General features: G+C 65.1%; 21 protein-coding genes. 3 read left to right on the top strand and 18 right to left on the bottom strand.

Annotation, left to right across the window (positions count from 1 at the left end):
* Positions 1-923, bottom strand: a 923-nt coding sequence (locus DV027_RS06905; protein WP_130731134.1) for an IS1380-like element IS1380A family transposase, incomplete at its 3' end; no start/stop codon positions are given.
* Between the two features lie 114 nt (positions 924-1,037).
* On the opposite strand from DV027_RS06905, the gene DV027_RS06900 reads away from it, so the two are divergent.
* Positions 1,038-2,027 carry a DegT/DnrJ/EryC1/StrS family aminotransferase gene (locus tag DV027_RS06900; protein ID WP_242621768.1) on the top strand — a complete coding sequence of 330 codons (990 nt, stop codon included), beginning with the start codon at positions 1,038-1,040 and terminating at the stop codon, positions 2,025-2,027.
* Between the two features lie 44 nt (positions 2,028-2,071).
* Positions 2,072-3,454, top strand: coding sequence for a BaiN/RdsA family NAD(P)/FAD-dependent oxidoreductase (locus tag DV027_RS06895; protein ID WP_207303437.1), 1,383 nt, complete (start codon positions 2,072-2,074; stop codon positions 3,452-3,454).
* A gap of 87 nt (positions 3,455-3,541) precedes the next feature.
* Here DV027_RS06895 and DV027_RS06890 read toward each other — a convergent pair whose 3' ends face one another.
* From DV027_RS06890 to DV027_RS06860, 6 genes are all read right to left on the bottom strand, one after another.
* Positions 3,542-4,909, bottom strand: coding sequence for a sugar porter family MFS transporter (locus tag DV027_RS06890; protein ID WP_130731132.1), 1,368 nt, complete (start codon positions 4,907-4,909; stop codon positions 3,542-3,544).
* A 56-nt stretch (positions 4,910-4,965) separates the two neighbouring features.
* Positions 4,966-6,102 carry an L-dopachrome tautomerase-related protein gene (locus DV027_RS06885; RefSeq protein ID WP_130731131.1) on the bottom strand — a complete coding sequence of 379 codons (1,137 nt, stop codon included), beginning with the start codon at positions 6,100-6,102 and terminating at the stop codon, positions 4,966-4,968.
* Between the two features lie 97 nt (positions 6,103-6,199).
* Complete coding sequence (gene xylB / locus DV027_RS06880; protein ID WP_130731130.1) at positions 6,200-7,669, bottom strand: xylulokinase; 1,470 nt, start codon at positions 7,667-7,669, stop codon at positions 6,200-6,202.
* Between the two features lie 331 nt (positions 7,670-8,000).
* The gene (locus DV027_RS06870) at positions 8,001-9,143 is read right to left on the bottom strand and encodes an acetoin dehydrogenase dihydrolipoyllysine-residue acetyltransferase subunit (RefSeq protein ID WP_130731128.1); all 1,143 of its coding nucleotides are present in this window, start codon (positions 9,141-9,143) and stop codon (positions 8,001-8,003) included.
* 1 nt (position 9,144) lies between these two features.
* Complete coding sequence (locus DV027_RS06865; protein WP_130731127.1) at positions 9,145-10,173, bottom strand: alpha-ketoacid dehydrogenase subunit beta; 1,029 nt, start codon at positions 10,171-10,173, stop codon at positions 9,145-9,147.
* Positions 10,174-10,203: 30 nt separating this feature from the next.
* Positions 10,204-11,169: a thiamine pyrophosphate-dependent dehydrogenase E1 component subunit alpha gene (locus DV027_RS06860; RefSeq protein WP_130731126.1), complete on the bottom strand. Its 966-nt coding sequence runs from the start codon at positions 11,167-11,169 to the stop codon at positions 10,204-10,206.
* Positions 11,170-11,383: 214 nt separating this feature from the next.
* Between DV027_RS06860 and DV027_RS06855 the strand changes: the two genes are divergently transcribed.
* On the top strand, positions 11,384-12,343 hold the full coding sequence (locus tag DV027_RS06855; protein ID WP_130731125.1) for a helix-turn-helix domain-containing protein: 960 nt from the start codon (positions 11,384-11,386) through the stop codon (positions 12,341-12,343).
* An 8-nt stretch (positions 12,344-12,351) separates the two neighbouring features.
* On the opposite strand, the gene DV027_RS06850 is transcribed toward DV027_RS06855, so the two are convergent.
* The 11 genes from DV027_RS06850 to exbB all read right to left on the bottom strand — a co-directional run bounded on the left by DV027_RS06850 (position 12,352) and on the right by exbB (position 24,846).
* On the bottom strand, positions 12,352-13,005 hold the full coding sequence (locus DV027_RS06850; RefSeq protein ID WP_130731124.1) for a hypothetical protein: 654 nt from the start codon (positions 13,003-13,005) through the stop codon (positions 12,352-12,354).
* Positions 13,002-14,189 (bottom strand): VWA domain-containing protein, encoded by a 1,188-nt coding sequence (locus tag DV027_RS06845; RefSeq protein ID WP_207303436.1) that lies wholly within the window; start codon positions 14,187-14,189, stop codon positions 13,002-13,004. Before DV027_RS06845 ends, DV027_RS06850 begins: the two co-directional genes overlap by 4 nt.
* On the bottom strand, positions 14,186-16,402 hold the full coding sequence (locus DV027_RS06840; RefSeq protein WP_130731123.1) for a DUF5682 family protein: 2,217 nt from the start codon (positions 16,400-16,402) through the stop codon (positions 14,186-14,188). Before DV027_RS06840 ends, DV027_RS06845 begins: the two co-directional genes overlap by 4 nt.
* 4 nt (positions 16,403-16,406) lie before the next feature.
* Positions 16,407-17,486, bottom strand: coding sequence for an ATP-binding protein (locus tag DV027_RS06835; RefSeq protein ID WP_130731122.1), 1,080 nt, complete (start codon positions 17,484-17,486; stop codon positions 16,407-16,409).
* A complete protein-coding gene (locus DV027_RS06830) occupies positions 17,483-18,907 on the bottom strand; it encodes a DUF5691 domain-containing protein (RefSeq protein WP_130731121.1) in 1,425 nt (474 codons plus the stop codon). Before DV027_RS06830 ends, DV027_RS06835 begins: the two co-directional genes overlap by 4 nt.
* The gene (locus DV027_RS06825; protein ID WP_130731120.1) at positions 18,900-20,288 is read right to left on the bottom strand and encodes an SWIM zinc finger family protein; all 1,389 of its coding nucleotides are present in this window, start codon (positions 20,286-20,288) and stop codon (positions 18,900-18,902) included. The genes DV027_RS06830 and DV027_RS06825 overlap by 8 nt, the downstream gene beginning before the upstream one ends.
* A gap of 204 nt (positions 20,289-20,492) precedes the next feature.
* The gene (gene msrQ / locus DV027_RS06820; protein WP_130731119.1) at positions 20,493-21,125 is read right to left on the bottom strand and encodes a protein-methionine-sulfoxide reductase heme-binding subunit MsrQ; all 633 of its coding nucleotides are present in this window, start codon (positions 21,123-21,125) and stop codon (positions 20,493-20,495) included.
* Positions 21,126-21,127: 2 nt separating this feature from the next.
* Entirely contained in the window at positions 21,128-22,072 is a 945-nt protein-coding gene (gene msrP, locus DV027_RS06815) for a protein-methionine-sulfoxide reductase catalytic subunit MsrP (protein WP_130731118.1), read from the bottom strand.
* 733 nt (positions 22,073-22,805) lie between these two features.
* On the bottom strand, positions 22,806-23,654 hold the full coding sequence (locus tag DV027_RS06810) for an energy transducer TonB (RefSeq protein ID WP_130731117.1): 849 nt from the start codon (positions 23,652-23,654) through the stop codon (positions 22,806-22,808).
* Positions 23,654-24,088, bottom strand: a complete 435-nt coding sequence (gene exbD, locus DV027_RS06805) for a TonB system transport protein ExbD (RefSeq protein ID WP_130731149.1) — start codon at positions 24,086-24,088, stop codon at positions 23,654-23,656. Before exbD ends, DV027_RS06810 begins: the two co-directional genes overlap by 1 nt.
* Before the next feature lie 17 nt (positions 24,089-24,105).
* A complete protein-coding gene (gene exbB / locus DV027_RS06800; protein WP_130731116.1) occupies positions 24,106-24,846 on the bottom strand; it encodes a tonB-system energizer ExbB in 741 nt (246 codons plus the stop codon).
* Positions 24,847-25,320: the final 474 nt, after the last annotated feature.

Below are 25,320 nucleotides of genomic sequence, written 5' to 3'. Positions count from 1 at the left end.
CTGTCCTTTGTGATCCAGTCAAAGGAGGCAAAACCGCGTGCCGCTTTGCCTGTCGCAGTGGCTGCGTCACAAACCTCGGCGGACAGGGAGGCAATCCGGTCATACAGGCGGGTGTTTCCTGCAAGCCCGAACAGGAAGTCAACGTGGTTGTCTTCGCACCATGTCATCAGACTGTCCCGGGCGAAACCGCTGTCCCCACGCACCAGGATACGCACCCGGGGCCAACGGCTCCTGATCTGCTCCACGATCCGGCGGATGTCTGCCAGTGCTTCCTTCCCCGGGTCCCTGTCTGCCGTGCGCAGGGTAGCGCTGAGGAGATGGTCCCCGCAGAAGACATACAGGGGAAGATAGCAGTTATGGCCGTAATATCCATGAAAGGCGCGGCCTTCCTGATGGCCATGGATACGGTCATCGGTGGCATCCACATCCAGAACGATCCGGGCGGGTGCGTGCTCATGCTGGTCAAGGAAGAGCGTGACGAACAGGGTAGCCAGGGCCTCATGATCAGCAATGATCCGACAGTAACGATCTGCCTTGTGCCCACTGCGCTCCAACCGGTTCAGTGTAGATTTGCCAGCCAATGCTGCGCAGTTTGCCCGGCCTCCTGACAGACGGCCCGAGGTCAGACCAAAGATCAGGTCATGCCGCAGGGCATCGTGATCATTGAGATCTTCATAGCCCAGTGCCAGGCCCATGATCCGCTGACGGACAAGGTCTTCAACCCGGTATTCCACAAAGCCGGGATGCCGCTTATCGCGAAAACAGGCAGCAAAGCGGCGGCTGAGACCCAGAATGTCATCAGCCTGCTTCACCAGAATGACGCCCCCATCCGAACTCATGCGACCCCCGTCAAAACGGGCCACAACACGCCGTCCACAGGAGGCTGGAAACTCATACGCGCCTGCGCTACACTCTGTCTGCATCGGGTTTTCTTATAGCTTACGAAAATTTCTTTTGTGCAAAACAGACTTTTTCATAATCTAACCCGATGTACAACCCTTCTGTGAGATTTCCGCGTCGAGCAGATGTTTGGGGGCGTGGGCCAGTGCGTAACGGTGTGCAACGCCACCATTGGCCTCATGATGGCGCTCAAATACGTCACGCGCCACACCAATCCTGAGCGGCAGCGCTATATCATCATGCCGTCCTTTACTTTTGCCGCGGCAGCGCATGCCGTATTGTGGGCGGGTTTCGTGCCGCTTTTGTGTGATATCGACCCACAGGACTGGATGGCATCGCATGATGCGGAACAGGCATTATTGCAACAGTACAAAAACCAGGTCGCGGCAATATTCCCTTACGCCACCTTTGGTAACGCCGCCGATATGGAATACTATACGGAACTTGAAAGGCGCACCGGCATTCCCGTCGTCATTGATGCCGCAGCCTCGCTTGGCGCGCGCGATGGGCAGGGCCGTGGCTTTGGCCAGGGCTCGCCGCATGCCATTATCTGTTCGCTTCACGCAACAAAAACAATGGGGATTGGCGAAGGCGGCTTCATCTACGCCAACAACCCCGAGATGATCGACGCCCTGCGGGCCATGGGCAATTTCGGGTTTGGCCGGGTCCGCCACGCCACCATGCCGGGCCTCAATTCCAAGCTGCCTGAAATCGGGGCGCTGCTGGCCCTGTCGGGGCTGGAGCAGCTTGATGCGGTGGTCGAGAAAAAATGCAGCATCGAACGACTGTATTACGACCTGCTGCCCGAATTCACGTTCCAGCGCCAGCATGGCACGCGCACGGCCTACCAGTTCCTGCCCGTGCGGCTGCCCGCGCAGTACGCGCCGCACCGCCGCGCCATACTGGAGCGCATGAAGCAGAGGCGCATTGGCACCTCCACCTATTTTTCACCCCATCTGCATGAACAGAGCTATTTCGCCGCCAATAGCGTAGCAGGCGACCTGAGCGCGACAGAAGCCCTGGCCGCCTCCATCGTGTCGCTCCCGCTATGGCATGAAATGACCCCTGAAATGGTGCATTACGTGTGCCGTGAATTCAGGGCCGCCTGCCATGCCCAGATTGTCTGAGCCCCCGTCGTTCCTTCCAACCACGGAAAACGGACCCATGCCCCATGTCCACCCACGCGACAACGCCCATCCTCATTGCTGGCGGCGGCCCCGCGGGCATCGCCATCCTGCTTGCCGCCTCGCGCATCGGCCAGTTGCCCCACCTCCTTGATGCAGGCGTGACCCTGGTTGAACAGGGCAGCACGATCGGCTCCGGCATGCTGGGGCGCTATGTCATCAATTCCGACAGTGCTGCCGAAACCTTTGTCGATGCGATTACAGCCAACCCCGTGCCCGAGTTGGCCCGCCTGACCCATCACCCCCTGGTGGAAATGATCCGCAGCCACGGCAGGCAGCCCCTGCCGCTGCGCATCGTTGCGGATTTTCTTGATGTGGTGGGCCATGTGCTGACCGAACTCATCGCAGCCCATCCCGCCTCGCGCCTGCTCACCGGCTGGCGGCTTGAAACCCTGACCCGGCAGGAAGATGGCAACTGGCTGGCCGACCTTGCCACGACCCACGGGGCGCACAGGCAGCAGGTGTTTGCTGGCAAGGTGGTGCTGGCCCTTGGCGCCTGCCAGCCCGAAGCCCGGCTTTATACCGAGAACGTGGCAGGCCGGCCCCTGCTGCCGCGCTATGCGGGGCGTATCGTACAATCCGATGCCCTGCTGGCGCCTGAAGGCATGCACACGCTGCGCGCCATGCTGGCGGGATGCGAAAAACCCAGGATCACCATTATCGGCGGCGCCAGCAGCGCCCTGTCATCGGCCAATGTCATTCTGCGCGACATGGGCGAGCAGATCGCGCCGGGGCACCTGACGCTCCTGCACCAGTCCCGGCTCAAACTGTTCTACCGCACGGCTGAGGAAGCACAGGCGGACGGGTATGCCGATTTCAGCGCCAGTGACATCTGTCCGGTCAGCCAGTTCGTGCATCGCTTTGGCGGCCTGCGTTATGATTCGCGCACCCTGGCCATGCGCCTGCTCGGCATTGCAGGCGCAGCACCTGAGCCCCGCCTGCACGCACTGCAAATGACACCGGACAATACAGCCCGGATACAGCACATTCTGGATCAGTCCGATGCCATCATCGCCTGCCTTGGCTACAGCCCGCGCCGCGTGCGCGTGCGCGACACTGATGGTACGCCCATCCCCCTTGCGGCAGACCAGCCCCATGCCGCCCTGACCGGGCCGAACTGCGGCATTCTTGATCAGGCGGGGCATGAAATTCCGGGCCTGTTCGGCATTGGCCTGGCCTCGGGCTTCAGGCCATCGGGGGCGATGGGGGGGGAAGCCAGCTTCCGCGGGCAGGTCAACAGCCTGTGGTTGTGGCAGAACGCCATTGGCGAGCGGATCCTCACGCATATCCTGCCCCCTGCGGCCCGTGCGCGTTCATCCCCCGTGCCCGCGCGCCCGTTTGACCTCGCGCGCGGACATGTGCATCTTTGAAAATGAAAGTTTCTGGTGAAGCTTTTTTCAAAAAGCTTTGAATAACGCCGCCTTTAAAAAAAGGCGGCACCCATGCCTACTTCAGGTTCAGCGCAACCGGTCGAAGGCGCCTGCCTTGAGGGCGGTCTCGATTTCCTCAAGCGAACGCCCCCGGGTTTCAGGCACGTAGCGCCAGATGAACACGAAGGCCAGCACGTTCAGCCCCGCATACATCCAGAACGTGCCCGCCGCCCCGAGCGCCTGCACCAAAGAGAGCGTAGTGAGTGAGATCAGCAGATCCGCCGTCCAGTGGGTTGCTGCCACAAGACTCATGCCCTTGCTGCGACACGAGAGCGGATAGACCTCAGCCCCCACCAGCCAGATCGCCACCGACAGGCTGCCCACGTTGAAGATGGCGTAACAGACAACCGCCGCTGCCGTAATCCATGTATTGATTCCATGCGTTGCACCTTGTGCAAACATTGCGCCAAGCACCATGAGCGATACCGCAGCACCGGGCACCAGCCGCAACAGCAGCCTGCGCCGCCCCCACGCATCAACCGCCCAACTGCCGAACGCGGTGGAAATGACCATGGCCACGCCAATGGCGATCGAGGTCAGCAGCGCCGACCCCTCGCCAAATCCTACGCCTGCGAAAATGGTGGGCGCGTAATACAGCACCGCGTTGATGCCGGTAATCTGGCAGAACAGCGCCACCCCTACCGATGCCACCACCGCAGGCCGCACCCAGGGTTGCAGCAGGGCCGACCAGGGGGCCTGCTCATCATGCATGGCCACGATGGCGTCCAGTTCCGCGCGCGCGGCCACGGGGTCACGCCGCAGGCGCTGCAGCACGTCAAACGCGCTTTCCAGCCTGCCCTTCATGGCCAGCCAGCGCGGGCTGCGCGGCAGGAACGACATGCCAGCCAGCAGGATCACCGCCGGAATGACCCCCAGCCCGAACATGAGCCGCCACGACTGCGCGCGGAACAGATAGCCCACGATAAACGAGACCAGAATGCCGGTCACGACGGCCAGCTGGAACAGCACCACCATCTGACCGCGTTTTTCACGCGGGGCAATTTCCGCAATATAGACCGGCACGATCTGCGAGCACATGCCCACGGCCAGCCCCAGGATGAAACGCGCCGCAACCAGCACCCCCACGCCTGGCGCAAACGACGCCACCAGCGTGCCCACGATAAAGACAAGGGCCGCGAACATGATCATGTAGCGCCGCCCCAGCCGGTCTGATAACGGGGCCGCCATCAGGCACCCTGCCAGCGCCCCGGCCACGATGGCCGAGGTCACGACCTGCTGCCCCAGCGTGCCGAGTGAAAAAGCCGGGGTGATCTGCAGCAGGGCGGCCGAAATGATGCCGGTGTCATACCCGAACAGAAGGCCGCCGGTCGCGGCCACGCCTGCAATCAGGTTGACAATGCCGGAGCCGGAAACCGTTTGACTGTGATGCGCCATTATTATGCGTTCTTTCAGCTGCGCCGGGTCAGGGCGGGGCGGCGGTGCGCCCGGGGTTATTGCATCGGTATCTTCACCACCAGCCAGGGGCGCTCTTCCATGTCGTGCCCATCATGGAACACGGGCAGCCGCCCCCACTGGCCCACGGTCAGCCACAGCGCGTTATCCTTGATGGTCAGGCCATCGGGCGCGATCAGGCGCGGGTCATGGGCCACGACCGAAAGCTGCCCGTCAGGCAGGCGGCGCAGTACGGCGTGGCGTTCGATATCGGTCAGGTAGAGGGAATTATCCGGTCCGGTCGCCATGCCATCCACCACGGCGTCCTCCCCTTCATCGCGCACGGCTTGTTCAAGCTGCGCGGGCTTGGTGGCGGGGTTGGCCAGGAGTGCGGTGGGCGCGCTGTACAGCCTGCGGCTGGACAGGGGCTGCCAGTACAGCGTGCTGGAATCCGTGCTCAGCGCAACACCATCGATCCCGCCCTGCCCCATGGCCGGATGCGCCATGTCATAACGCAGCATTTTGCCATCAAGTTCCATGGCAAAGCCCTGCTCTGCGCGGACGGAGGGGGCGTTTTCAAGCACGCGGCGGGCATGGCCGGTGGCAAGATCAACCACGATGATGGCCGGGTGATCCATCTGCGAGGTATCGCTGATGAAGGCGGTGCCCTTCTCGCCATGCGTCAGGTCAACGCGCACGTCATTGACGTGGCTGTCCGCGCGCGTGGCGCCGGTGTCCGGGCCGAGTGCGATGGTGGCAATGATCTGGCCGGTCCCGGGGTCCAGCCCGATCAGCGCCGGGGTGGCGGGTGCTGCCTGCCCGGCCACGGTGCCTTCATCCACGATCCACAGGTGGCCCGATGTATCCACCGTCATGCCAAGGGGGGAAATGAAACGTGCCTGCGTCGCCTCATCGGGGAAAGCGATGGCCTTGCCCTTGACCAGCTGGCCAAGGCGCGGCCCCTTGTGGTCAGCCGCACTGCGGGGGAAGGCTATGACCAGCCGCCCGTCGGGCAGGGCCGCGATGCCGGAGGGCTGCATGTCGGCAAAACGGGCCACCACGGTTACATTGCCGCTTGGCGCTGCGCCATGGTCCACACTGTCCCTGGCATGGGCGCCATGGGGTGCCAGAAGGGCCAGCAGCGCGGCCCCACAGGCATAATGGTGGAAAAGACGGGAGAACAGGCGTGTTTTCATCAAACTCTATCCATTTCCTTATTCTTGCCCGACATGCCTAACATGATCGCCATACGCCCATAACCATCTTTTTCCACACCCTGCCCCGCCTTTACTTTCAGGCGGGGCATGCGGCCATTGCCCCACGCAGGGCGGGATAGAGCGCGCGGTAGCGGGCCAGCGGGGCTGCGTAGGCCTGGGCCATGCCCGCATCAGGCGCGAGTGTCTCCTCACGCTGCGGCGGCTGGCACACGGCGTCCACCGCCTCATCCGTTACAGCAATTCGTGCCAGACGCGCCGCGCCAAAGGCCCCGCCCTGTGCCCCATGGGCCAGGCGGTGCAGCGCAAGCCCGGTAACATTGGCAAGGATCGAAACCCACAGGCGGCTGTGCGAGCCACCGCCAATCACATCCGCACTGGTCAGCACGGACCCGGCATCGGCCAGCGCATCGACCACATCACGAAACGAGAAGGCAACACCTTCAAGCACGGCCTGCGTCATCTCCGCCCGCGTTGTGGCATCCGACAGCCCGGCAAAGCTGCCGCGGATCTGCCCGTCATTATGCGGCGTGCGCTCGCCCGAAAGGTAGGGCAGGAACGTAACAGGCGAAGGCCGCGTAATTTCAGGCGGCAGTTCGGCCAGCAGGGCCGTTTCCGTCATGCCGGTGACGCGCGCCCACCACGCCAGCGATGACGCGGCGGAGAGTGTCACCCCCATCTGGTGCCATGTCGCGGGCACGGCATGGCAGAAGGCATGGATGCCGCCCTGCGGATGCGGGCGAAAGCGGTCGGTCGTCACCCACAGCACGCCTGATGTGCCCAAGGAAAGGAAGGACGATCCCGCCTGCACCGCACCCAGCCCCACGGCGCCGGCGGCATTGTCACCCGCGCCGCCTGCCAGCACGGGGCGGCCCTTCATGCCCCAGCGCCGGGCCAGATCGGCATGGAGCAGGCCCGCCCGCGCCGTGCCCTCGACCACTGCGGGCATGGCGTCACGGCCAAGGCCAGTTGCCGCCAGCGCCGCATCCGACCAGCAGCGCCCGCCAACATCGAGCCATAGCGAACCGGCGGCATCCGACATGTCATCAATCATCTCGCCGCTCATGCGGTAGCGCAGCCAGGCCTTGGGCAGCAGCACATGGCGGGTGGCGGCAAACACCTCCGGCTCATGTTCCGCCACCCAGATCAGCTTGGGCGCGGTAAAACCGGGCATGGCGATATTGCCACATACCTGCCGGCTATAGGGAAAGCGGCGCTCGAATTCGGCGCATTGCGCAACGCTGCGCAGGTCATTCCACAAAATGCACGGCCGCAGCACGCCCCCATCGGCGCCCAGCAGCACCGCGCCGTGCTGCTGGCCTGACAGGCCAATGCCCGCCACCTGCGCCATCTCGCGCGGGTTTGCCGCCGCCAGCGCATCCATGGTGAGCAGCAGCGCCTCCCACCAGTCCTGCGGGGCCTGCTCGCTCCAGCCCGGCTGGGGAGAGGTCACGCGCAGAGGGTGGGCGTGGCTGGCAACAACCTGCTGCCGGTCATCGACCAGCACGGCCTTGAGAGATGATGTACCCAGATCCAGTCCGACAAACATTATTGTTATTCCCGTGCCACAACTGGCATTGCAGTCGCGGCATTGCTGTTTTCTGCTTGCTCAGGACTTTACTCAAGACATACCGGCCACCTTGTGGCAAGCACCGGCTGGACACCTTATGGTGACCGGAACGCGGCAGGACAGAATATTGCTGCTGAAAAGGCAAAGTACCGGGCCTGATGTTCCATGAAGATTTTTGAAAAAAGATTCACCAAAAAATTTTCAGGATCTGCACCACAAATACGGTTCAGAAAAAGTTCCTGAATAAAGTAAAAGTTCTCTGGTGCCGCCTTTTCCCCAAAAGGCGGCGTTTCTGTTGCCAATACAGGCTTTACGCCGTCGCCACCTCATGCCCGATGAAAGCCTCCACAACCTCATTGACGGCCGTTGCACTTTCAAGCTGCGGCATGTGCCCGATGGCGGGCAGGATGTGGCGGGTCACGCTGCCCGGCAGGCCATCAGCCTGTGCCACCGGCAGGATTTCATCCGCCTGCCCCCAGATCAGGGTCGCGGGCATGTCGGCTGCCGCCAGCACGGGGCGCAGGTCATCGCCCTGCTTTCCACCGGGGAAACACGCTTCCGCTACCTTGCGCAGGGCAGCTTCCGCCCCGTCCAGCCGCTTGTAGCGCAGCACGTCATCCGCCATGCGCCGCCCGATCAGCGCCTTGTCATGCACCAGGTATTTCAGCACATCCTGCACACCGCGCACGCGGTCGGCCTCGATGAAGCCGTTGATGAAATCCATGTTGATCTGTGGCCCCAGCCCGGCAGGGGCGATGAGGGTCAGTGACGCCACAAGCGCGGGCTGGGTGCGTGCCAGTGTCAGCGCAATGCCGCCGCCCAGCGAATGACCCATGACATGCACGCGCGAAAGATCGAGATGCGCCAGCAGCTGCGCCGTGACATCGGCAAAGAACGCCAGCGTGCCCGGCCCCACGTCCTTTGACGAGCCACCATGCCCCGGCAGGTCGAACGCAATGACGCGCCGCCCGTGTGCGAGGGCCGCGTGATTGAGCATCCAGTTCTTGAGGTCGCCGCCAAAGCCATGAATGAGCACAAGCGGCGTGCCGTCGCCCGCCCCCCGGTCATGCACGCGCAGGCTGTGCGCGCCCACCTGCATCATTACCGGCTCATCAGCGGCCTCCGCCCCGTCAGGCTGATCGGAGGCGGCGGCAAAATCGGCCTGGAAGCGGGTGATGAACGCATCGATATCCGCATCCGCCACCGCTGCATCAGCCACGATGCCGATCAGCGCGCCCACGGGCAGCATCTCGCCATTGGCGGCCACATGCCGGCGCAGCAGGCCCGCCACCGGGCTTTCAAAGGTATTGGTGATCTTGCTGGTCTCGATATCGACCAGTTCCTCGCCAGCCGTGACCTGCGTGCCGGGCTCGACCAGCCAGCCCGCAATCTTGCCCTCCGTCATGGCAAGGCCGAATTTGGGCATGGTGATGGGAGTGATGTCGGGGGTCATGTCACACTTTCTCCGTTACGCGGTGATTCATGGTCGCGGTGACGGCGGCCTCGATCTTTTCAACGCTGGGCATGTACAGCGTTTCCAGCACCGTGGCGAAGGGCACCGGCGTGTGCGGTGGCACCACGCGGCGGATGGGCGCGCGCAGGGTATCAAACGCCTCCTCCGCCACAAGGGCTGCGATATCGGTGGCCATGTTGCAGCGCGGGCTTGATTCATCAACAATGACCAGCCTGCCGGTATCGGCCACGCAGTCCAGTATGGTCTCGCTGTCCAGCGGCGATGTGGTGCGCGGGTCGATGACCGTGCAGCCTATGCCCTTTTTGGCCAGCCGGTCGGCGGCCTCGTTGGCCATGCCCACCATGCGCCCAAAGGCCACGATGGTCACGTCATCGCCTTCACGCGTCAGGTTGGCCTCGCCAAAGGGGATGGCGTAGGGCTCATCGGGCACCTCTTCCTCAACGTCATACATCACCTTGTTTTCAAGGAAGATGACGGGATCATCATCGCGTATGGCTGAAATGAGCAGGCCCTTGGCCTCGTAGGGGGAGGACGGGATGACCACCTTCAGCCCCGGAATATGCGTAAACAGCGGGTACAGCGCCTGGCTGTGCTGGGCGGCGGCATTGAAGCCCGCGCCGTACATGGCCCGGATGACCAGCGGCGTGCGCGCCTTGCCGCCAAACATGTAGCGGAACTTGGCGGCCTGGTTCATGATCTGGTCAAGGCAGCAGCCGACAAAATCGACAAACATCAGCTCCGCCACCGGGCGCAGGCCGGTCACGGCGGCTCCTGCCGCAGCACCGATATAGGAGGCCTCGGTAATGGGAGTGTCGAGCACGCGGGTCTCGCCAAACTCCTCGTACAGCCCCTTGGTCACACCCAGCACGCCGCCCCAGGCATCGGGCGTGCCGGCCGAGCCACCACGGCCACCGGCCACGTCCTCGCCCATCAGGATGACGGTGGGGTCACGGCGCATTTCCTGGCGCAGGGCCTCATTGATCGCCTGCCGGAAGCTTTTCTTGCTCATTGGTCGTCTCCTTGGTGCCGTGGGGTGGGGTCAGTAACGCACATACACATCGGCCAGCAGGTCGGCTGACTGGGGCAGTGGATCATCCTTGGCCTGCAGCACGGCGGCCTCGATCTCGTCGGTCACGGCCGCATCGACCTCATCGAGCACGCTGTCCTCGAACAGGCCCGCCTGTGTTACGCGCTCGCGGAACAGCTTGAGGCAGTCATGGTCACGCTTGGCCTCGGCCACTTCATTGGGCGCGCGATAGGTCATGGCATCGCCTTCAAAATGGCCATACCAGCGCTGCAGGTGCACATGCAGCATGACCGGCCCCTTGCCCGCGCGGGCATGGGCAATGGCCTCGCCCGCCGCCTCGTGCACGGCAAAGTAGTCCGAGCCATCGCATTCGATATACGGCATGCCAAACCCCGCGGCCCTGTCCTTCTGGGTGCCCGCGCAGGCAAAGGAGGCCGCCGTGGCCTCGCCATAGCCGTTGTCTTCCACCACAAACACGGCGGGAAGCTGCCAGACCGAGGCAAGGTTGAGGCTCTCGAGCGTGGTGCCTTCATTCGAGGCGCCATCGCCATAGAACGCCACCGCAACGCCACCGTCACGCAGGGTCTTGTGCGAGAGTGCGGCCCCGCAGATCAGTGGCGGCCCGCCACCCACAATGCCATTGGCGCCCAGCATGCCGCAGGCGAGATCGGCAATATGCATCGACCCACCCTTGCCCCGGCACACGCCGGTGCTGCGGCCATAGATCTCGGCCATCATGCCCGCGACTTCCACGCCCTTGGCAATGCAGTGGCCATGACCGCGATGGGTGCTGGCAATGGTATCATTATCGGTCAGGTTGGCGCACACGCCCACGGCCGAGGCTTCCTCACCGCAATAAAGATGCACGAAGCCGGGTATCTCACCGGTTGCAAATTCGACATGCAGGCGCTCTTCAAACATCCGGATGGTGCGCATCGCCCGATACGAGCGCAGCAGCGTTTCACGCGCTATTTGCATGGGTCTTTTCCCTGTTTCTTCCCTGGTCCCGTCACGCATGCCACGCGGCACGCAACCGGGCGGTGGGCAGCACACACGCAAGCCCGCCCCACGCGCAAGCACGCAGCCCCAGTGCTTCACGCCCATGTGACGGCGGTGGTACGAAGTGTCGCGAAACCGCGCCATGTGGCCGCGTGTTTAGCCGCCACCCCTCCCAACCCTGCAAAGAGACAGCATGCCGCACGGTTCCGGTTTTCCGCCTGCCTTCCCTGCACGGCCTGCCCCTTGCGTGATCGGCACGGGGCTCGAGGCCTCATGGCGGCGCTGCCAGCATGATTACGCGCTCGACCCCAGCACGCCCGCCCTGCCCGATGTGCTGTCCGGCACGGAACTGCGCCATGCCTGCCAGCACGCAGGCCGCATGCTGTATTTTGCGGGGCCGGAAATGGCGCGGCTGCACCATGCGCTTGAACCCGTGGGCTACACCGCCCTGCTGGCCGATACCGCGGGCGTGGTGCTGACACATAACGTGGCGGGCACGCTGCAGCGCGGCTGCCGCCGGTGGAACCTGTGGCCCGGCGCCGTGTGGCACGAGCGCCATGCAGGCACCAACGGCATTGGCACCTGCCTTGCCGAACAGCGCAGCATCAGCGTGCACCGCAATGAACACTGGCGCAGTTTCCTGCACGGGCTGACCGGCATTGCAACGCCGGTCTATGACGCGACGGGACGCATGGCGGGCGCGCTCAATGCCAGTTCCTACCGCCCCTCGCCCGATGGCAGTCTTGGCGCGCTCATTGCATCATGCCTGTTGCAGGCCGCGCGCCAGATCGAGCAGGCGTTTTTCATGGATCTGTATCGGGGCCATACCATCATGCTGCTCGGGCCGCCGCAGGGGGCATCGGCCTCCGTGCCCATGATGGCGCTCAACCGCGAGCGCCACGTGGTGGGCGCGACCCATGCCGCGCGTGCGCAACTCGGCCTGCCCCCTGCGGGCGATGTCAGCCTGTGCCTGATGGAGGAAACCACCCCCCGCTCCCCGTTGCGCGAAGCCCAGGCCATGGCCATCCGCACAGCGCTTGCCAGCGCAGGCGGCAAAGTGGCGGTGGCGGCAAGGATGCTGGGCATCAGCCGCTCGACCCTGCACCGCAAGCTCCGTGCCCTGGAGGACACGCAGGCGGCCATGCGCCCCTGAGCGGCCCTTCAGGTAATCCGTTCACACACGTTGAAATTCGGGCCACCCGCCACCTGCCACAGTTCATACCACGGCTCGGCCCCGCGCAGGGTCAGCACGGCGCGCCGCATTTCCAGCGGCATGTAGAAATCATCCTCTGGCCAGGACTGGTGCCACCCGCCCACAATGGCATCAACATTGTCGCGGAACAGGTCGCCCCGTTCGGCATAGGCATAGGCATCGTCATAGGCCCTGCCCAATGGCGTAAGGGCGGCGCGCGCGTATTCATGCCGGTGCAGCCCGAGGCTTCCGAGCCATTCCACCACTTTTTCGCTGCCATAAAGGCAGACCGCCTCAAGGGGCGGGAAAGACGTGTCGGCCGTGGCATGAAGCGGCAGGCCGGTGCAGCCCAGTGCCGTAACCTCCTGCTGCGAGCGCAGCACGTTAAAGAACCGCTCGTCCTCCACCGCGCTAAAGCCGATGCTGGCATAGCCCATGGGCATGCCTGTTTGCACAAGCAGCTGGCTGTCGAGTGTCATGACATGGGGGCGCAGGGCTGGCGGGGCATAATCAGGGCGTTCGCCGCGCCAGTATCCGGCAATGTCGCCCCTGCCTTCCACACTGAGGGTAAAGCACGGGCGGCGCAGCTTTTCGCCTTCGGCCAGCAGGTCATCGAGTGTCATGTGGTCAGTGCTCCCGTATCAGGCACGACGGCCTTGATGTCGTGGCCCGCAGCCCAGGCCCCCATGTCCTCACGCCGCAGGGCAGCGGCCATCATGTCGGGAAACAGGTCGGGCGTGCAGGCGAAGACGGGAATGCCCATGCCCGCGACCTGCCCCGCCATGGCCGGGTGGTAGGCGGGATTGCCCGTATCGGTCAGGGCCAGCAGTGCGATCACGTTGACCCCGAGCCCGTGCAGCCAGGCCAGGCGGGTCAGCAGGCCCTGCGCGTCGCCCCCCTCATACAGGTCGGTAATCAGCACAAGATGGGTCTTGCCGGGCTGCTCGATCCGCTCGGCGCAATAGGCCACGGCCTGGTTGATGTCTGTGCCGCCGCCCAGCTGGAGGCCGAAGAGCATGTCTACCGGGTCGGCGAGTTCTTCGGTCAGGTCGATAACGGTCGTATCGAAGCACACAAGCCGTGTTGCAACGCCCGGCAGCGAGGCCATGACGGCGGCGAAAATGGAGGCATAGACCACCGATGTCGCCATGGAGCCGGACTGGTCCACGCACAGGATGACCTCATCAAGATCCACGCTGCGCCTGTTGCTGCTCATGAACCCCACCAGCCGCTCGGGCACGATGCTGCGGCAGGCGGGCTGGTAATGGCGCAGGTTGGCCATGATGGTGCGCGACCAGTCAATATTGGCAAAGCGCGGGCGGGCGGTACGGCGGGTGCGGTCCACCCCGCCGCGAATGGCATCGGCCGTGCGCTGCGCAAGCCGGTCCATCAGGGCTGCGACAACCTTGGCAATGACCGCGCGCGCAGTCTCGCGGGTCTTGTCCGGCATGGCGCCGCGCAGCGCCATGAGGTCGGCCACGAGGTGCACATCCGCCTCGACGGTTGCGAGGAATTCGGGCTCGAGCAGCATCTGGCGCAGCCCCTTGCGCTCGAACGCATCACGCTGGATGACCTGCACGACCGAGGCAGGAAAATAATCGCGGATATCGCCCAGCCATTTCGCAATGCCGGGGGCGGAGTTGCCCAGCCCGCCCCGGCCTTTTTCGCCACCCGTGCCATACAGCGCATCAAGCGCGCGCGACAGGCGCTGCTCACGCGCGGGCAGCGCCGGCATGCCCGGGGCCTCCTCAATGCCCAGCGCAAGGCGCCACCGGCGGCTGCGTTCGGCGGTTTCTTCCATGTTCATGACACCCCTCCCGCATCGAGCAGCGCGAGCACGCGGGCCTGATGCGCGGGCCATAGCGCAGCCACATCAGGCACGGGCGTGTAGTCGCGCGTGGCCTGCGCGGGGGCAAACAGCGCATCAAGCAGGCGCCGCCGCTCGGCGCGGTCAAACGCCGCGAAAACCCGGCGGAACAGGGGCAGGCTGTTCATGAACACATCCTCATCAAGGCTCACGAGCCATGCATCGACCGCCTGGCGCAGCGTGGCGTCATGGATCAGGCGCGGACCGGCCGCCTCAAAAAACCCTTCGAAGAAACCGGCAGCCTGCGCAATCGGCGTGCCGGGCGAGAGCATGCGCGCCATGAGGTCGGTCGTGGCCCCGGCCCCGAGTGCATCGGCTTCATACAGCAGGCGTGCCACCGTGCCGGTAACGAGGCGGGTGGTGCCCTCATCCTCCATCACCTCACGCAGGGCCTGACGCCATCGTGCCGTGATGTCCTGCCCCATCTGCGCCAGGGCTATGGCCTGATCGGCTGCCAGCAGCGCGTGGCGCAGTTCGGTTGCGGCGGCGGCATCAAGGTTACGGGCATCATGCGGCAGCGACAGCGCCGCGCGCACCACCATCTGCGGCATGAGGCCATCAAGATGCGCCACCGTGCCCGCACGCGCCTCGCCATAACGCATGATGGCGGCCATGGGCGGCAGCGTGCGCAGCAGGGCGTGGCAGGTGGTGGTCAGGGCCGCCCTGTTCGCCAGCACGCCAGCGCCTGCGGCAACCGCACGGTCCAGGTCGGCCACAAGGGCCGCGCGCACCAGCTCCGCCAGGCCATCGAGCGTGGGTTCGCGGCCCATGCGCTCCATGAGGCGGCCTGTCGCGGCCTCGGCAATGGTGGCGCCATGCACGAGGTTTTCAACCAGTTGCACCGCAAATTCGGGCTGCCAGCACAGAACCCAGTTCTCGCGGAACGTGCCCCGGCTGCCGCCTGCATCAAGCAGCCTGCCCCAGCCCACATCGAGCACATTGAGCCGGTGCAGCAGGGTGGAGCGGGCCAGACCGCTCGCGCTGCGCAGGTCAACCGACAGGCTGCGCTCCAGTGCTTCAGGCTTGAGGCGGGTCGCCTTGAGCTGGCGTTGCAGATCCTCGATCAGGGGGGCGCGGGGCACGTTGGCCGGGATGGCACCCACATCGGACCCGATGAGCAGGGCCGGGGCGATAGCGTCCCACCGCGTGCGGTAGCCTTCGCACAGGCAGGCGATGACGGCATCGGCCAGTTCCTCGAACCCCGGCGCGGGGCGGTTGCGCAGGGCGGCCAGCGTCCGGGCCAGGCGCTGCGCCTCGATCACGCTGGCAACCGATACGAAATGCCCCTGCGCGCGCAGGGCCGCGACAATGCGCGCAAGCCATGTGACGGTGGCGTTCGCATCACTGTGGGTGGCCCACAGATGCGCGCACCACCCCGGTGCCACAACACCCGCCCCATAACCGCTGGCACGGGCCAGGCGCGGGGCGGTCCACGGCGCCCATGTAGCGCAGACCTTGACCCTGGGCCGCCCGCGCAGCAACGCGCGATCCGCCGCAAGCGGCCTGCGTTCGGCCAGGGCGGGCACATGCCACGCCCCGCACACCACGGCGATGGGGCCATCAAACTCCCTGGCCGCCCGGGCAATGGCAAGGCGCATATGGGCCTCGCGCGCGGCTTCATGCGGGGCGGGGTCCGCCGCCTGGGCCCGCAGGGCTGCCATGGCATCGGCCACGGCGGTAAAAACGGGGCCGGGATGCGGGTTTTCCTCGATCACGTGCGCCCACCATGATTCCCCATCGCGGTAGCCAGCCAGCATTGCCAGCGTGCCGATGGGATCACGGGTGACGGGATCGGGCGGCTCGGCCTGCGCATCGGCCTCATCCGCTTCCCGCGCCAGCACGTCGGCCGCGGGCAGGTCGATGAAGCGGAGTTCCGCCCCATGTTTCACCCCCCAGCAGGCGGCCTGATATTCGGGCGAATATTCGGCAAACGGTGCAAAACTGGCCCGCGTGGGGTCCGCCACCACATAGGACAGCAGGGCCACCGGGGGCACCATGGCCGGGTCACCAAGCAGGGGCAGCAGGTCGGAGGCATCGGCCGGGCCTTCGATCAGCACCACCTGTGGCTGCAGCGCATCGAGCGCCTCGACCAGTCGCCGCGCCGAGCCCGGCCCATGGTGCCGGATGCCGAAAATGGAAACCGCGCCAGCCATCGGGTCAGATCATCTCGGTCAGCGCGGCGTAATATTCCTCGAACCCGGCTTTTTTCTTGAGCACGGTTTCCAGATATTCGCCCAGCACCACGCGGTCCTGCACCGGGTCCTTTACCACCGCGCCGATGATGCTGGCCGCAAGCGTTGCGGGGGTCAGTTTTCCATCATTGAAGAAAGTCGCCTGGCTGATGCCGCCCACCAGCACCGCAATCCCCTCCGCCGTGGACAGCCCGCCCGAAGGGGTCTTGAGCGCCACCTTGCCATCCTCGGTGGCGCCACCGCGCAATTCGCGGAATATGCTCACCACCCGCCCCACTTCCTCGGCCACGTTGGGGGGCGCCGGCAGGTCAAGGGTTGCGGTCATCTCGCCCACGCGCTTGACGATGATGGCGATTTCCTCATCCACGCGCTCGGGCAGCGGCAGCACCACCACGTTGAAGCGCCGCTTGAGCGCGGATGAGAGTTCATTCACTCCCCTGTCGCGGTTATTGGCGGTAGCGATGATGTTGAACCCGCGCCGCGCATGGATGGCGGTATTGAGTTCGGGGATGGGCAGCATCTTCTCCGACAGCACGGTAATGAGGGTGTCCTGCACGTCGCTGCCCATGCGGGTCAGTTCCTCAAGGCGGCAGATCTTGCCTGCCTCCATCGCGCGCATCAGCGGCGTGGGCACCAGCGCCTCGCGGCTCGGGCCATCGGCCAGCAACCTGGCGTAGTTCCAGCCATAGCGGATCTGGTTTTCATCCGTGCCGGCGGTGCACTGGATGACCAGCGTGGAATCTCCCGTAATGGCGGCGGCCAGATGCTCGGACACCCATGACTTGGCCGTGCCCGGCATGCCCAGCAGCAACAGCGCGCGGTCGGTGGCAAGGGTTGCGACCGCCGTTTCGATCAAGGCGCGACTACCTACGTATTTGGGGGTGATGAGCGTGCCATCACCCGCAACACCGCCCATGAGGTAGGTCACGACCTGCCGGGGCGAGAGCTTCCAGCCCGGGGGTTTGTGGCCGCCTTCCTCGGCAGCCAGCGTGCGCAGTTCGCCTGCATAACTTTCCTCGGCGAGCAGCCGCAGTTTTTCGCTCATTCCTGTGCTCCAGTCTTCTCAAGGGCGATATTGAGCCTGAGCATGTCAAGCCGTGAGTCGGCGGCGAGGTAGCCCGCCTGTTCAAGTGCTGCCATGGCCTGCCGGGCAGCGCGGGGCGTGGCGATCAGGCCAAGTGCCAGCAGTTCGGTCGCAAGGTTGGAGGCGGACAGTCCATCCTCTGCCGTGCGTGCCGCCAGCACGGCGCGGAAGGCGGGGGTGTTCACCACGTCATCCAGTTCACCCCCGCCCGCCAGCAGGCCAAGTGCCGAGAAGAATGCCAGCCGCCCCTCAGCCGCAAGCGGGGCGCGGGCCAACCGCGCGCGCGCGGCCACAGGCAGCCTTTCGGCCAGGGCATCATAATCGCGCCTGTATGGCGGCCCGTTGGCCAGTACGGCCTGCAGCAATCCGGGCAGCATCGCATCCGGGCCGCTTCTTGCCGCCATGCTGATGAAATCCATATCCAGGCGCTCATCCACGTTCCATGGCCACAGGCGTGCCAGGTCAGTGGGCGCCAGACTGAGGGCCGCCGCAAAGTCCAGAACAGGCACCTGGTACAGCAACCTCCAGCGGGCGTTTTTCTGCGCCTGTGTTTTGAGCGGCATGGCCTTTATAACCTGCTGGCCGCCTGCCGCGCCCGCGGGTTCGATGGCGAAAAAACCTGTCAGTTCTTCAGCCATCGCCCCATCGCAGGTTCCTGTTTCCTGCCGCGACAGCAGCAGCGTGGCCAGTTCCTTCAGCTTGCGCGCCCGGTCCGTGCTGGCAATATCGCGCAGCAGCGGCACATCATCAGGCCCGGCATCGGCTCCCAGAACGTCCAGCAGGCCCAGGCGCTCATCAGCCGTGAGATGCCTGCGCCTGTTTTCAAACAGGGCACGGGCGCCAGCGGGGTCACTGTGGCGCAGCCGTACAAACGCCGCAAGCCGGGTGGCCGGGCCGAAATCATGCCAGTTTTCCGCGCTCAGGGGCGCATCGGGCGCCATGGGCAGGGTTTCCTGCCCGGCGGCGATGGCGGCGGCCCAGTCCTGCCACGGGGCGTAAAGGGCTGGCACGTCATCCTGCGGGGTCGGCATCCAGTCCGCCGGGTTGAGGCTGTAGCCACGCCGGGCCAGCAGATGCACGAGGCCAAGGGCGCGCACCTCCTTCAATTGACCAAGCACGCGCCGTATCGTCGGCGCCAGGGCCTCTGGCACGGGAGGCAGGGCGAGTTGCGGAATGGGGGGGAAAGCCTTGAGGCTGGCGGGCACTGCCGCCTCCACCATCGCATCGAGGAACTGGCCACCCAGGGCCAGCAGCCGCAGTTCCGCAACCGCCGGGTCCTGGCCCAGCACGGGCTGCCACGCCGTTGCCACGGGAGCCGCCGCCGCCCCCATGGCCCAGCGCGCCAGCACCGGGACCATCATGTCATAAACAGGCTCAGCCATGATACAGGCGCCCCCACGCGCTCCGGGCTGCGAGCAATGCCAGCCGGTCATGCGCCCACAGGCCGATGGCGCGCGCAAGATCAGTGCCAAGCCATACGGGCGGTACATCACCCGCCAGCGGCAGCGTCAGGCTGCCATCGGCGGCACGCCACCACAGTTGTTTCGCTTCATCATGCATGATGCGCCCCGCTGGCAGCATGAGCGGCACCTCAAGGCGCCACGGCTCGGCCAGAAGGGCCGCGTTGATGGCCGCACGCGGCGGCGCGCCCGCAGGCCAGTCGGGCGCATCGGCGGATGGCAGGGCTGCGTGTTCGCGCAATATGGCACGCAGCGGAAAGGGTGCCGGGTAGAAGGCGAGCGTGCCGGTAAAATACGCGCCCGGCGTGAACAGGCTGCTCCGCTGCATGCCAGCGCCCTTGGAAAAAAAATCAACCAGCATGGCAAAGCGCGGACCGTCATCGCCCAGATTGAGCAGCCATGTGGTCTGCACCACCAGCCTGTCGCGCTGCATGTGCTGCTGGCTGACCAGCACTTCCCACACGGCATGAACGCTTTGGGTATCGGGGTGGACCAGCAGGGTGTCCCGCGTCTCGGCCGTGCAGACAAGGCGGCGCAGGTCAGGCCGCTCCGGCTGCGCGCGGAAGGCGCAGGCAAGCTGCACCAGCTTGCCCAGTTCCACCACGCTGGCCTGCAGCCGCGCCCCCGCGGGCAGGGCAAGGATGCGGGCGGGCAGTTCATCCACCCGGCTGGCAAGGGCGGTGGCCTTGCCATCAACCAGCCGGGCCGCGACCTGCCGGCAGCGCTCGGGCATGTTGTCAACAAAGCTGGCCAGCCCCAGCCGGAGCTGGTCGCCAATCCACTGCTCGAGCGTGCGCAGCCCGTCATACACGGCCTGCGTGGTTTCTCCCGCGCGTTTTCTGGCGGCCTCCTTGCGGCGGGCCTCGGCTTTGGGGTCGTCCGGCATAGCCTGCTGCACCTGCCGGGCGGCCTCAAGGTCGGGGGGTGTGCCTGCGGGCCGGGCCGTCGCGGCTGGCGTGGTCGCGGCCTTCGGCCTGCGCCGGGCCAGCCACTCCCCCACCCACTCAGGCGGGGCGCCGGGCGTGAAGGGCGCCTTTTGCCCTGCGCACAGGCAGATCAGCCCAAGCACATGCTTGCACGGAAATTTACGCGAGGGGCAGGTGCATTTACTCCCCATGTCACGCGCATCGACCATGACACGGTAGGGCCGGGCGCCAGAGCCCGCGCATTCGCCCCAGAGCAGGGTTTCATCCGGGCTGTGCCCCAGCCCGGACCATTTGGCGGGCTTGGCCAGTCCAAGCCCCGCGCGGAGGGAGGCCTGATCGACCGCAAGCTGTTCGACAATGCCGGGATCAATCTTCATGATGGTTATGGCCTTCCTCCCGATGGAGAAAGCATATCCATCAATGGTAAACATTCAATACGCTACCGATAAATCATATATATTCAAGTATTTTATGTTCCAATACCGCATGTTAAGATACAAAATGAATGCATAAATTGTTTTTCCATTCTTCGTCTTCATGCACCATGCCACAGACAGGCTGATATTCTCCTGCCCTGTGCCTTATGCTCCTGCACGCCCGATGCGGGCACGGACCAGCGATACGCCCCGCCACAGCACCATGGCCATCAAAGCCGCCGCATAGCTGACGCTGGTGGCGTTATACGTCTTGAACGCCAGCAGGAAATGCACCGCAACCAGCACCGCCACGCCATAGACCAGCCGGTGCAGCCTGCCCCAGCGCCGCCCCAGCCTGCGGATGGACCAGTTATTGGATGTGAGTGCGAGGGGCAGCAGCAGCAGGAAGGCCGCAAACCCCAGCATGAGGAAGGGCCTGCGCGTGATGTCATGCCACAGCACGGCCAGGTTGCCCTGCTGGTCAAGCGCCACGTAAACGCTCACATGCATCAGCGCGTACCAGAAGGCCAGCAGCCCCAGCATGCGCCGGTAGCGCAGCAGGCTGATGCCGCTCACCACCCGCAACGGCGTGACCAGCAATGCCGCAAGCAGGAAACGCACCGCCCACAGCCCCAGCCAGCGCTCGAACACATTGACCGGGTCCGGCCCCAGCCTGTCGTGCGCACCATACCAGAAATAGAGTGCTGCAGGCAGCAGCCCCACCGCCATCAGCACCATGGTCTCGCCGCGCCATGGCAGCAGCGTGCGGGTGCGCCCCGCCCCGGTCAGGCGCGGCATGCTCAGTAAAAGCGGCGCAGGTTCATGGTGCCATAAAGCCCGGCCACCTGCGCACCATAACCGTTGAACATGAGGGTTTTCCTACGACCGCCACCAAAAAATCCGCCTGCGCCAATCACCCGCTCCGAGGCCTGGCTCCAGCGCGGGTGGTCCACATCGGGGTTGACGTTGGCGAAGAAGCCATACTCGGCGGCGTTCATCTGGTTCCATGTCGTGGGTGGCATCTGTTCCACCAGCCGGATGCGGGTAATGGACTTGATGCCCTTGAAGCCATACTTCCACGGCACGACCAGCCTGACCGGCGCGCCGTTCTGGTTGGGCAGGGTCTCGCCATACAGGCCCACGGCCAGCAGGGTAAGCGGGTGCATGGCTTCATCAAGCCGCAGCCCTTCCACATACGGCCAGGCCAGGCTGTCGAGCCCACCCGTCTGGCCCGGCATCTCGGCCGGGCGCACGACCGATTCAAACGCCACGTAGCGCGCGTTGCCCAAGGGCTCGGCCAGAGCGAGCAGGCTGGCCAGCGGAAAGCCATCCCACGGGATGACCATCGACCACGCCTCGACACAGCGCATGCGGTACAGCCGCTCCTCGATCGGCATGGCGGCGATCAGCGCATCGATGTCCCACACGCGCGGATGGGCCACCAGCCCTTCGACCGACACGGTCCATGGCCGCGCATGAAACCGGCCGGAACGGGTTGAGGGATCGGTCTTGTCCAGCCCGAATTCATAGAAATTGTTGTAATGGGTCACATCTTCCAGCGGGGTCGGTTTTTCCGCTGCCTGAAAGGGGCCGGGCCGTGTGTGCAGGGCCTCGGCAAGGGCGCGCGGCCCCGTGCCGACCGCCATGCCCAGCGTGGCCCCCGCCAGCAGCCTGCGCCGCGACAGCCAGACCCCGCGCGGCGTAATCTCGCTTGATGACGGACGCGGATAGGACCATCGGGCCATGAATGCCTTCCCCCTGTGCCTGTTTACGGCACCTTCAACGCATCGCACCCTGCGCGGTATCCCGGCAATACACAATACGGGCCGTAAAACATGACCGGACGTTAAGGTTGGCCCCTTGCCTCAGTCTGGCTCGGGGGATGGTGGCGGCGGCGCGATCTCGCGTTTTTCCAGGCAGGACGGGCACAGGCATGCGCCCCCCGCCTGCGGCAGGGGGTGCACTGCCGGGCGTTGCATGCACCAGCAATCACCCTGCGGATCGCACCCGAACGGTGCCTGACAGATGGCGCAGCAAGCCAGTTCAGCCCCCTTCCCGCCATGCGGGTTTTACATGAATGCCACGAACATCGCGGCACACGGCCACAAAGGCATAGCATGACGATGGTGCGACACTGAAAGGCCGCAGGAGCGGCTCTGGCCTGACATCCGGCCCCGCAGGGCCGGGCGAACGTGCAGGCAGGTGGCTTGACCGCACCACATTACAACGCGCGGTTGCGACAGACGGCAAGCGCTGCGTCCCCCCTGCACCCGGCGCATCAGGGCCACGCAGGGGCATTCCCTGCCGGCTGGCCCTGGCCTGACGGCGCGCCGCGTGGGCAAGCGCCATGGGAAAGCCATGGGTCTGGCCGTAATGCAGGCGTGATGTTTTACGCCCGCTGCCCTTCCATCAGGCGGAAAACGGCGCGTGGCTGGTTCGCAGCGCCTCTGCGGCCTGCCTGCTTTTTCAGGCTGCCCGTCAGCGTTGTGCCTGATCGAGGTGGAATTCCACCGGCACGCTCAGCACGATCGGATCGCCCCTGACCTCGGGCGGGGGCACCGGCAGGGGTTCGGCCCGCCGGAGCAGGTCCAGCGTTTCCGCATCGAGCAGCGCATGGCCTGCGCTCCGTTCGATGCGGGCTGAAAGGACATGCCCCTGCCGGTCCATTGCAAAATGCAGCACCGCAACCCCTTCCTGCCGCCCTGCCTGCGCCTGCGCGGGGTAGCGTTTGTAGTGCTCCAGCCGTGCCAGCAGTGCGGCCTGCCAGGTGGGCAGCGCATGCGTGGCATGGGCCGGGTCGGCCCCCGGCATGGGTGCGGCCTGCGCTGGCGCATGCGGGGCGGCAAGACTGGGCGGCGCCGTTGTGGCCGCGGCTGGGGGCTTGCGGTCAGGGGGGGCATCCCTGACGGGGGGCGTGGGCCGTTTCTTTTTCGGCGGGGTCTTTCGGTCTTCATGGCGGGGCACGACAACGGGCGGGTTGGGCGCGGGTGAAGGGGGGGCCGTGATCTCGGGGGGCGGCAGCGGCGTGGGATCAGGCTGCGAGAGAACCTGCATGGGGCCGGGCGGCGCATCGGTCGGGGGCACGGGGGTGGCGACAGGTTCGGGGGCCAGGTCAATGGCGATGGCCGCTGGCGGGGCCTCAGGCACGGGCATGACCGGGGGCGACTGGCGCATCATCCACCACGTCGCACCCGCCAGCCCGCCCAGAACCACCAGCAGGGATGCGCCCCATACCAGCCCATCGCGCCGGTCAGCCCGCCGCAGGCTGGCGGCGCGCCATAGTGTAAAGGAACCGGGAGTGTCACGGGTCGGGAAAACGGTGGGCATCAGGGTGCCGTGCTCCCCTCACCCGCATTTTGCAGGTTGACCAGGGCGACTTTCAGATAACCCGCCGCGCGCAGCCGGTCCATCACGCCCATCAGCGTGCCGTAATCCACGGTTTTATCCGCACGGAGGAAAATGCGCGCGTCACGGTCGCCCTGCGTTGCGGCGGCAAGGGCTGCGGGCAGGCTGTCGGGGGTCACGTCATCCTCGCCCAGCGCCAGCCCGTGATCGGCCTTTACGGTCAGGAAGACCGGAGCATCGGGGCGGGGCACAGGCTTTTCGGTGGAAGAAGGCAGATCAACAGGCACATTGACGGTGGTGAGGGGCGCCGTGACCATGAAGATCACGAGCAGCACCAGCATCACGTCGATAAAGGGCGTGACATTGATGTCATGCGCCTCATGCACGCTGTCATCACCGTGGCGGATACGCTGCATTGCCATGACCCGCCGCCCTATTCCGCCGCCGCGCGGGCATCATGCAGCGTGTAGCCGCGCAGCACGGCGCTGTCCTGCGCCGCGCGCCCCAGATCGCGCGAAACCAGGCGCATGACCAGCGCGGTGAGATCAGCCACCTGTGCCCGGCACCCCGCCGACTGGCGCATGATGTGGTTATAGATCACCACCGCCGGTATGGCGGCCACAAGGCCGAGCGCGGTTGCCAGCAGGGCCTCGGCAATGCCGGGGGCCACCACGGCCAGGCTCGTGGCCCGGCTGGCCGCAATGCCGGTAAACGCGGTCATGATGCCCCAGACCGTGCCAAACAGCCCGATAAAGGGAGCCGTCGCGCCAATGGTGGCCAGCAGGCCGGTGCCGCGCATGAACCGCCGCCCCTCGGCGGCCTCCAGCCGCTCAAGGTGCAGGACTATGCGCTCCTTCACCCCCTCCGCATCGCCCGCGATATCATGCGACTGCCTGCGCTCGGCCTGCACCGCCACGAGCAGGGTGCGGGCAATGCGGCAGGCGGGCGCGCCATCAGCACCATCCGCCACCGATGCGCACTGGTCCAGCGCGGCGGCGGCGTTGTGCATCTGCCTGCGGGCCAGCAGGAGTTCGACGGTTTTGGCGATCAGGATGGTCCATGTGATGAGGCTGCATGCCACCAGCACGAGCATGACGCCGCGCACCACGGGCCCCGCATGCACGAACATCTCCCACGCGGAGAATGACATGGGCGAAGAAAGGACTGGCGGCATGAATGAATCCTGGATTTTTACTTTGTGAATACAATAACGGCATGCACGCCTGCTGTTCAGGACACACGATCATTCCTGACACAACGGAACAACGCTTTTGTGCCCGCACGGGCATGCCGCACCAGCAGATGGCAAATTCCGGCCCATTATGCAAGTGATAATCAATATCAAATTATTGATGCCATAGCGCAAGCCCCCGTCGCGCCACGGCCCTGCTCGCCACATTTCTTTGATAAAACAGGTCTCTTTACGCTACTTGGCACTCCCGCTGTTACATGATTACATATTATTTCATAAGTTTTTCGTTCTTATTCTTAATTTGACCATGTTGCTCGCAGGCAACACTTAGCTTTGTTCTTTGTTATAATAATGAGAATCATTTGCGTTATGTGTTGCGAGCGATTATCAACACCCCGTTTCCGTCATCATAATCAGACAACACACCCACCATGTAGGGTGCAGCAGGAGTGGTGA

It is taken from the genome of Komagataeibacter xylinus, from assembly GCF_004302915.1.
GTDB lineage: Bacteria > Pseudomonadota > Alphaproteobacteria > Acetobacterales > Acetobacteraceae > Komagataeibacter > Komagataeibacter xylinus_C.
Note: the sequence above shows the minus strand (reverse complement) of the source record. Positions and strands in the feature narration are given on the sequence as shown.

Excerpts from the sequence above, each read along its gene's own strand:
- DV027_RS06895 (WP_207303437.1), top strand. The coding sequence starts at position 2,072 with ATGTCCACCCACGCGACAACGCCCATCCTCATTGCTGGCGGCGGCCCC.
- DV027_RS06890 (WP_130731132.1), bottom strand. The coding sequence starts at position 4,909 with ATGGCGCATCACAGTCAAACGGTTTCCGGCTCCGGCATTGTCAACCTG.
- DV027_RS06885 (WP_130731131.1), bottom strand. The coding sequence starts at position 6,102 with ATGAAAACACGCCTGTTCTCCCGTCTTTTCCACCATTATGCCTGTGGG.
- xylB (WP_130731130.1), bottom strand. The coding sequence starts at position 7,669 with ATGTTTGTCGGACTGGATCTGGGTACATCATCTCTCAAGGCCGTGCTG.
- DV027_RS06870 (WP_130731128.1), bottom strand. The coding sequence starts at position 9,143 with ATGACCCCCGACATCACTCCCATCACCATGCCCAAATTCGGCCTTGCC.
- DV027_RS06865 (WP_130731127.1), bottom strand. The coding sequence starts at position 10,173 with ATGAGCAAGAAAAGCTTCCGGCAGGCGATCAATGAGGCCCTGCGCCAG.
- DV027_RS06860 (WP_130731126.1), bottom strand. The coding sequence starts at position 11,169 with ATGCAAATAGCGCGTGAAACGCTGCTGCGCTCGTATCGGGCGATGCGC.
- DV027_RS06855 (WP_130731125.1), top strand. The coding sequence starts at position 11,384 with ATGCCGCACGGTTCCGGTTTTCCGCCTGCCTTCCCTGCACGGCCTGCC.
- DV027_RS06850 (WP_130731124.1), bottom strand. The coding sequence starts at position 13,005 with ATGACACTCGATGACCTGCTGGCCGAAGGCGAAAAGCTGCGCCGCCCG.
- DV027_RS06845 (WP_207303436.1), bottom strand. The coding sequence starts at position 14,189 with ATGAACATGGAAGAAACCGCCGAACGCAGCCGCCGGTGGCGCCTTGCG.
- DV027_RS06840 (WP_130731123.1), bottom strand. The coding sequence starts at position 16,402 with ATGGCTGGCGCGGTTTCCATTTTCGGCATCCGGCACCATGGGCCGGGC.
- DV027_RS06835 (WP_130731122.1), bottom strand. The coding sequence starts at position 17,486 with ATGAGCGAAAAACTGCGGCTGCTCGCCGAGGAAAGTTATGCAGGCGAA.
- DV027_RS06830 (WP_130731121.1), bottom strand. The coding sequence starts at position 18,907 with ATGGCTGAGCCTGTTTATGACATGATGGTCCCGGTGCTGGCGCGCTGG.
- DV027_RS06825 (WP_130731120.1), bottom strand. The coding sequence starts at position 20,288 with ATGAAGATTGATCCCGGCATTGTCGAACAGCTTGCGGTCGATCAGGCC.
- msrQ (WP_130731119.1), bottom strand. The coding sequence starts at position 21,125 with ATGCCGCGCCTGACCGGGGCGGGGCGCACCCGCACGCTGCTGCCATGG.
- msrP (WP_130731118.1), bottom strand. The coding sequence starts at position 22,072 with ATGGCCCGATGGTCCTATCCGCGTCCGTCATCAAGCGAGATTACGCCG.
- DV027_RS06810 (WP_130731117.1), bottom strand. The coding sequence starts at position 23,654 with ATGCCCACCGTTTTCCCGACCCGTGACACTCCCGGTTCCTTTACACTA.
- exbD (WP_130731149.1), bottom strand. The coding sequence starts at position 24,088 with ATGCAGCGTATCCGCCACGGTGATGACAGCGTGCATGAGGCGCATGAC.
- exbB (WP_130731116.1), bottom strand. The coding sequence starts at position 24,846 with ATGCCGCCAGTCCTTTCTTCGCCCATGTCATTCTCCGCGTGGGAGATG.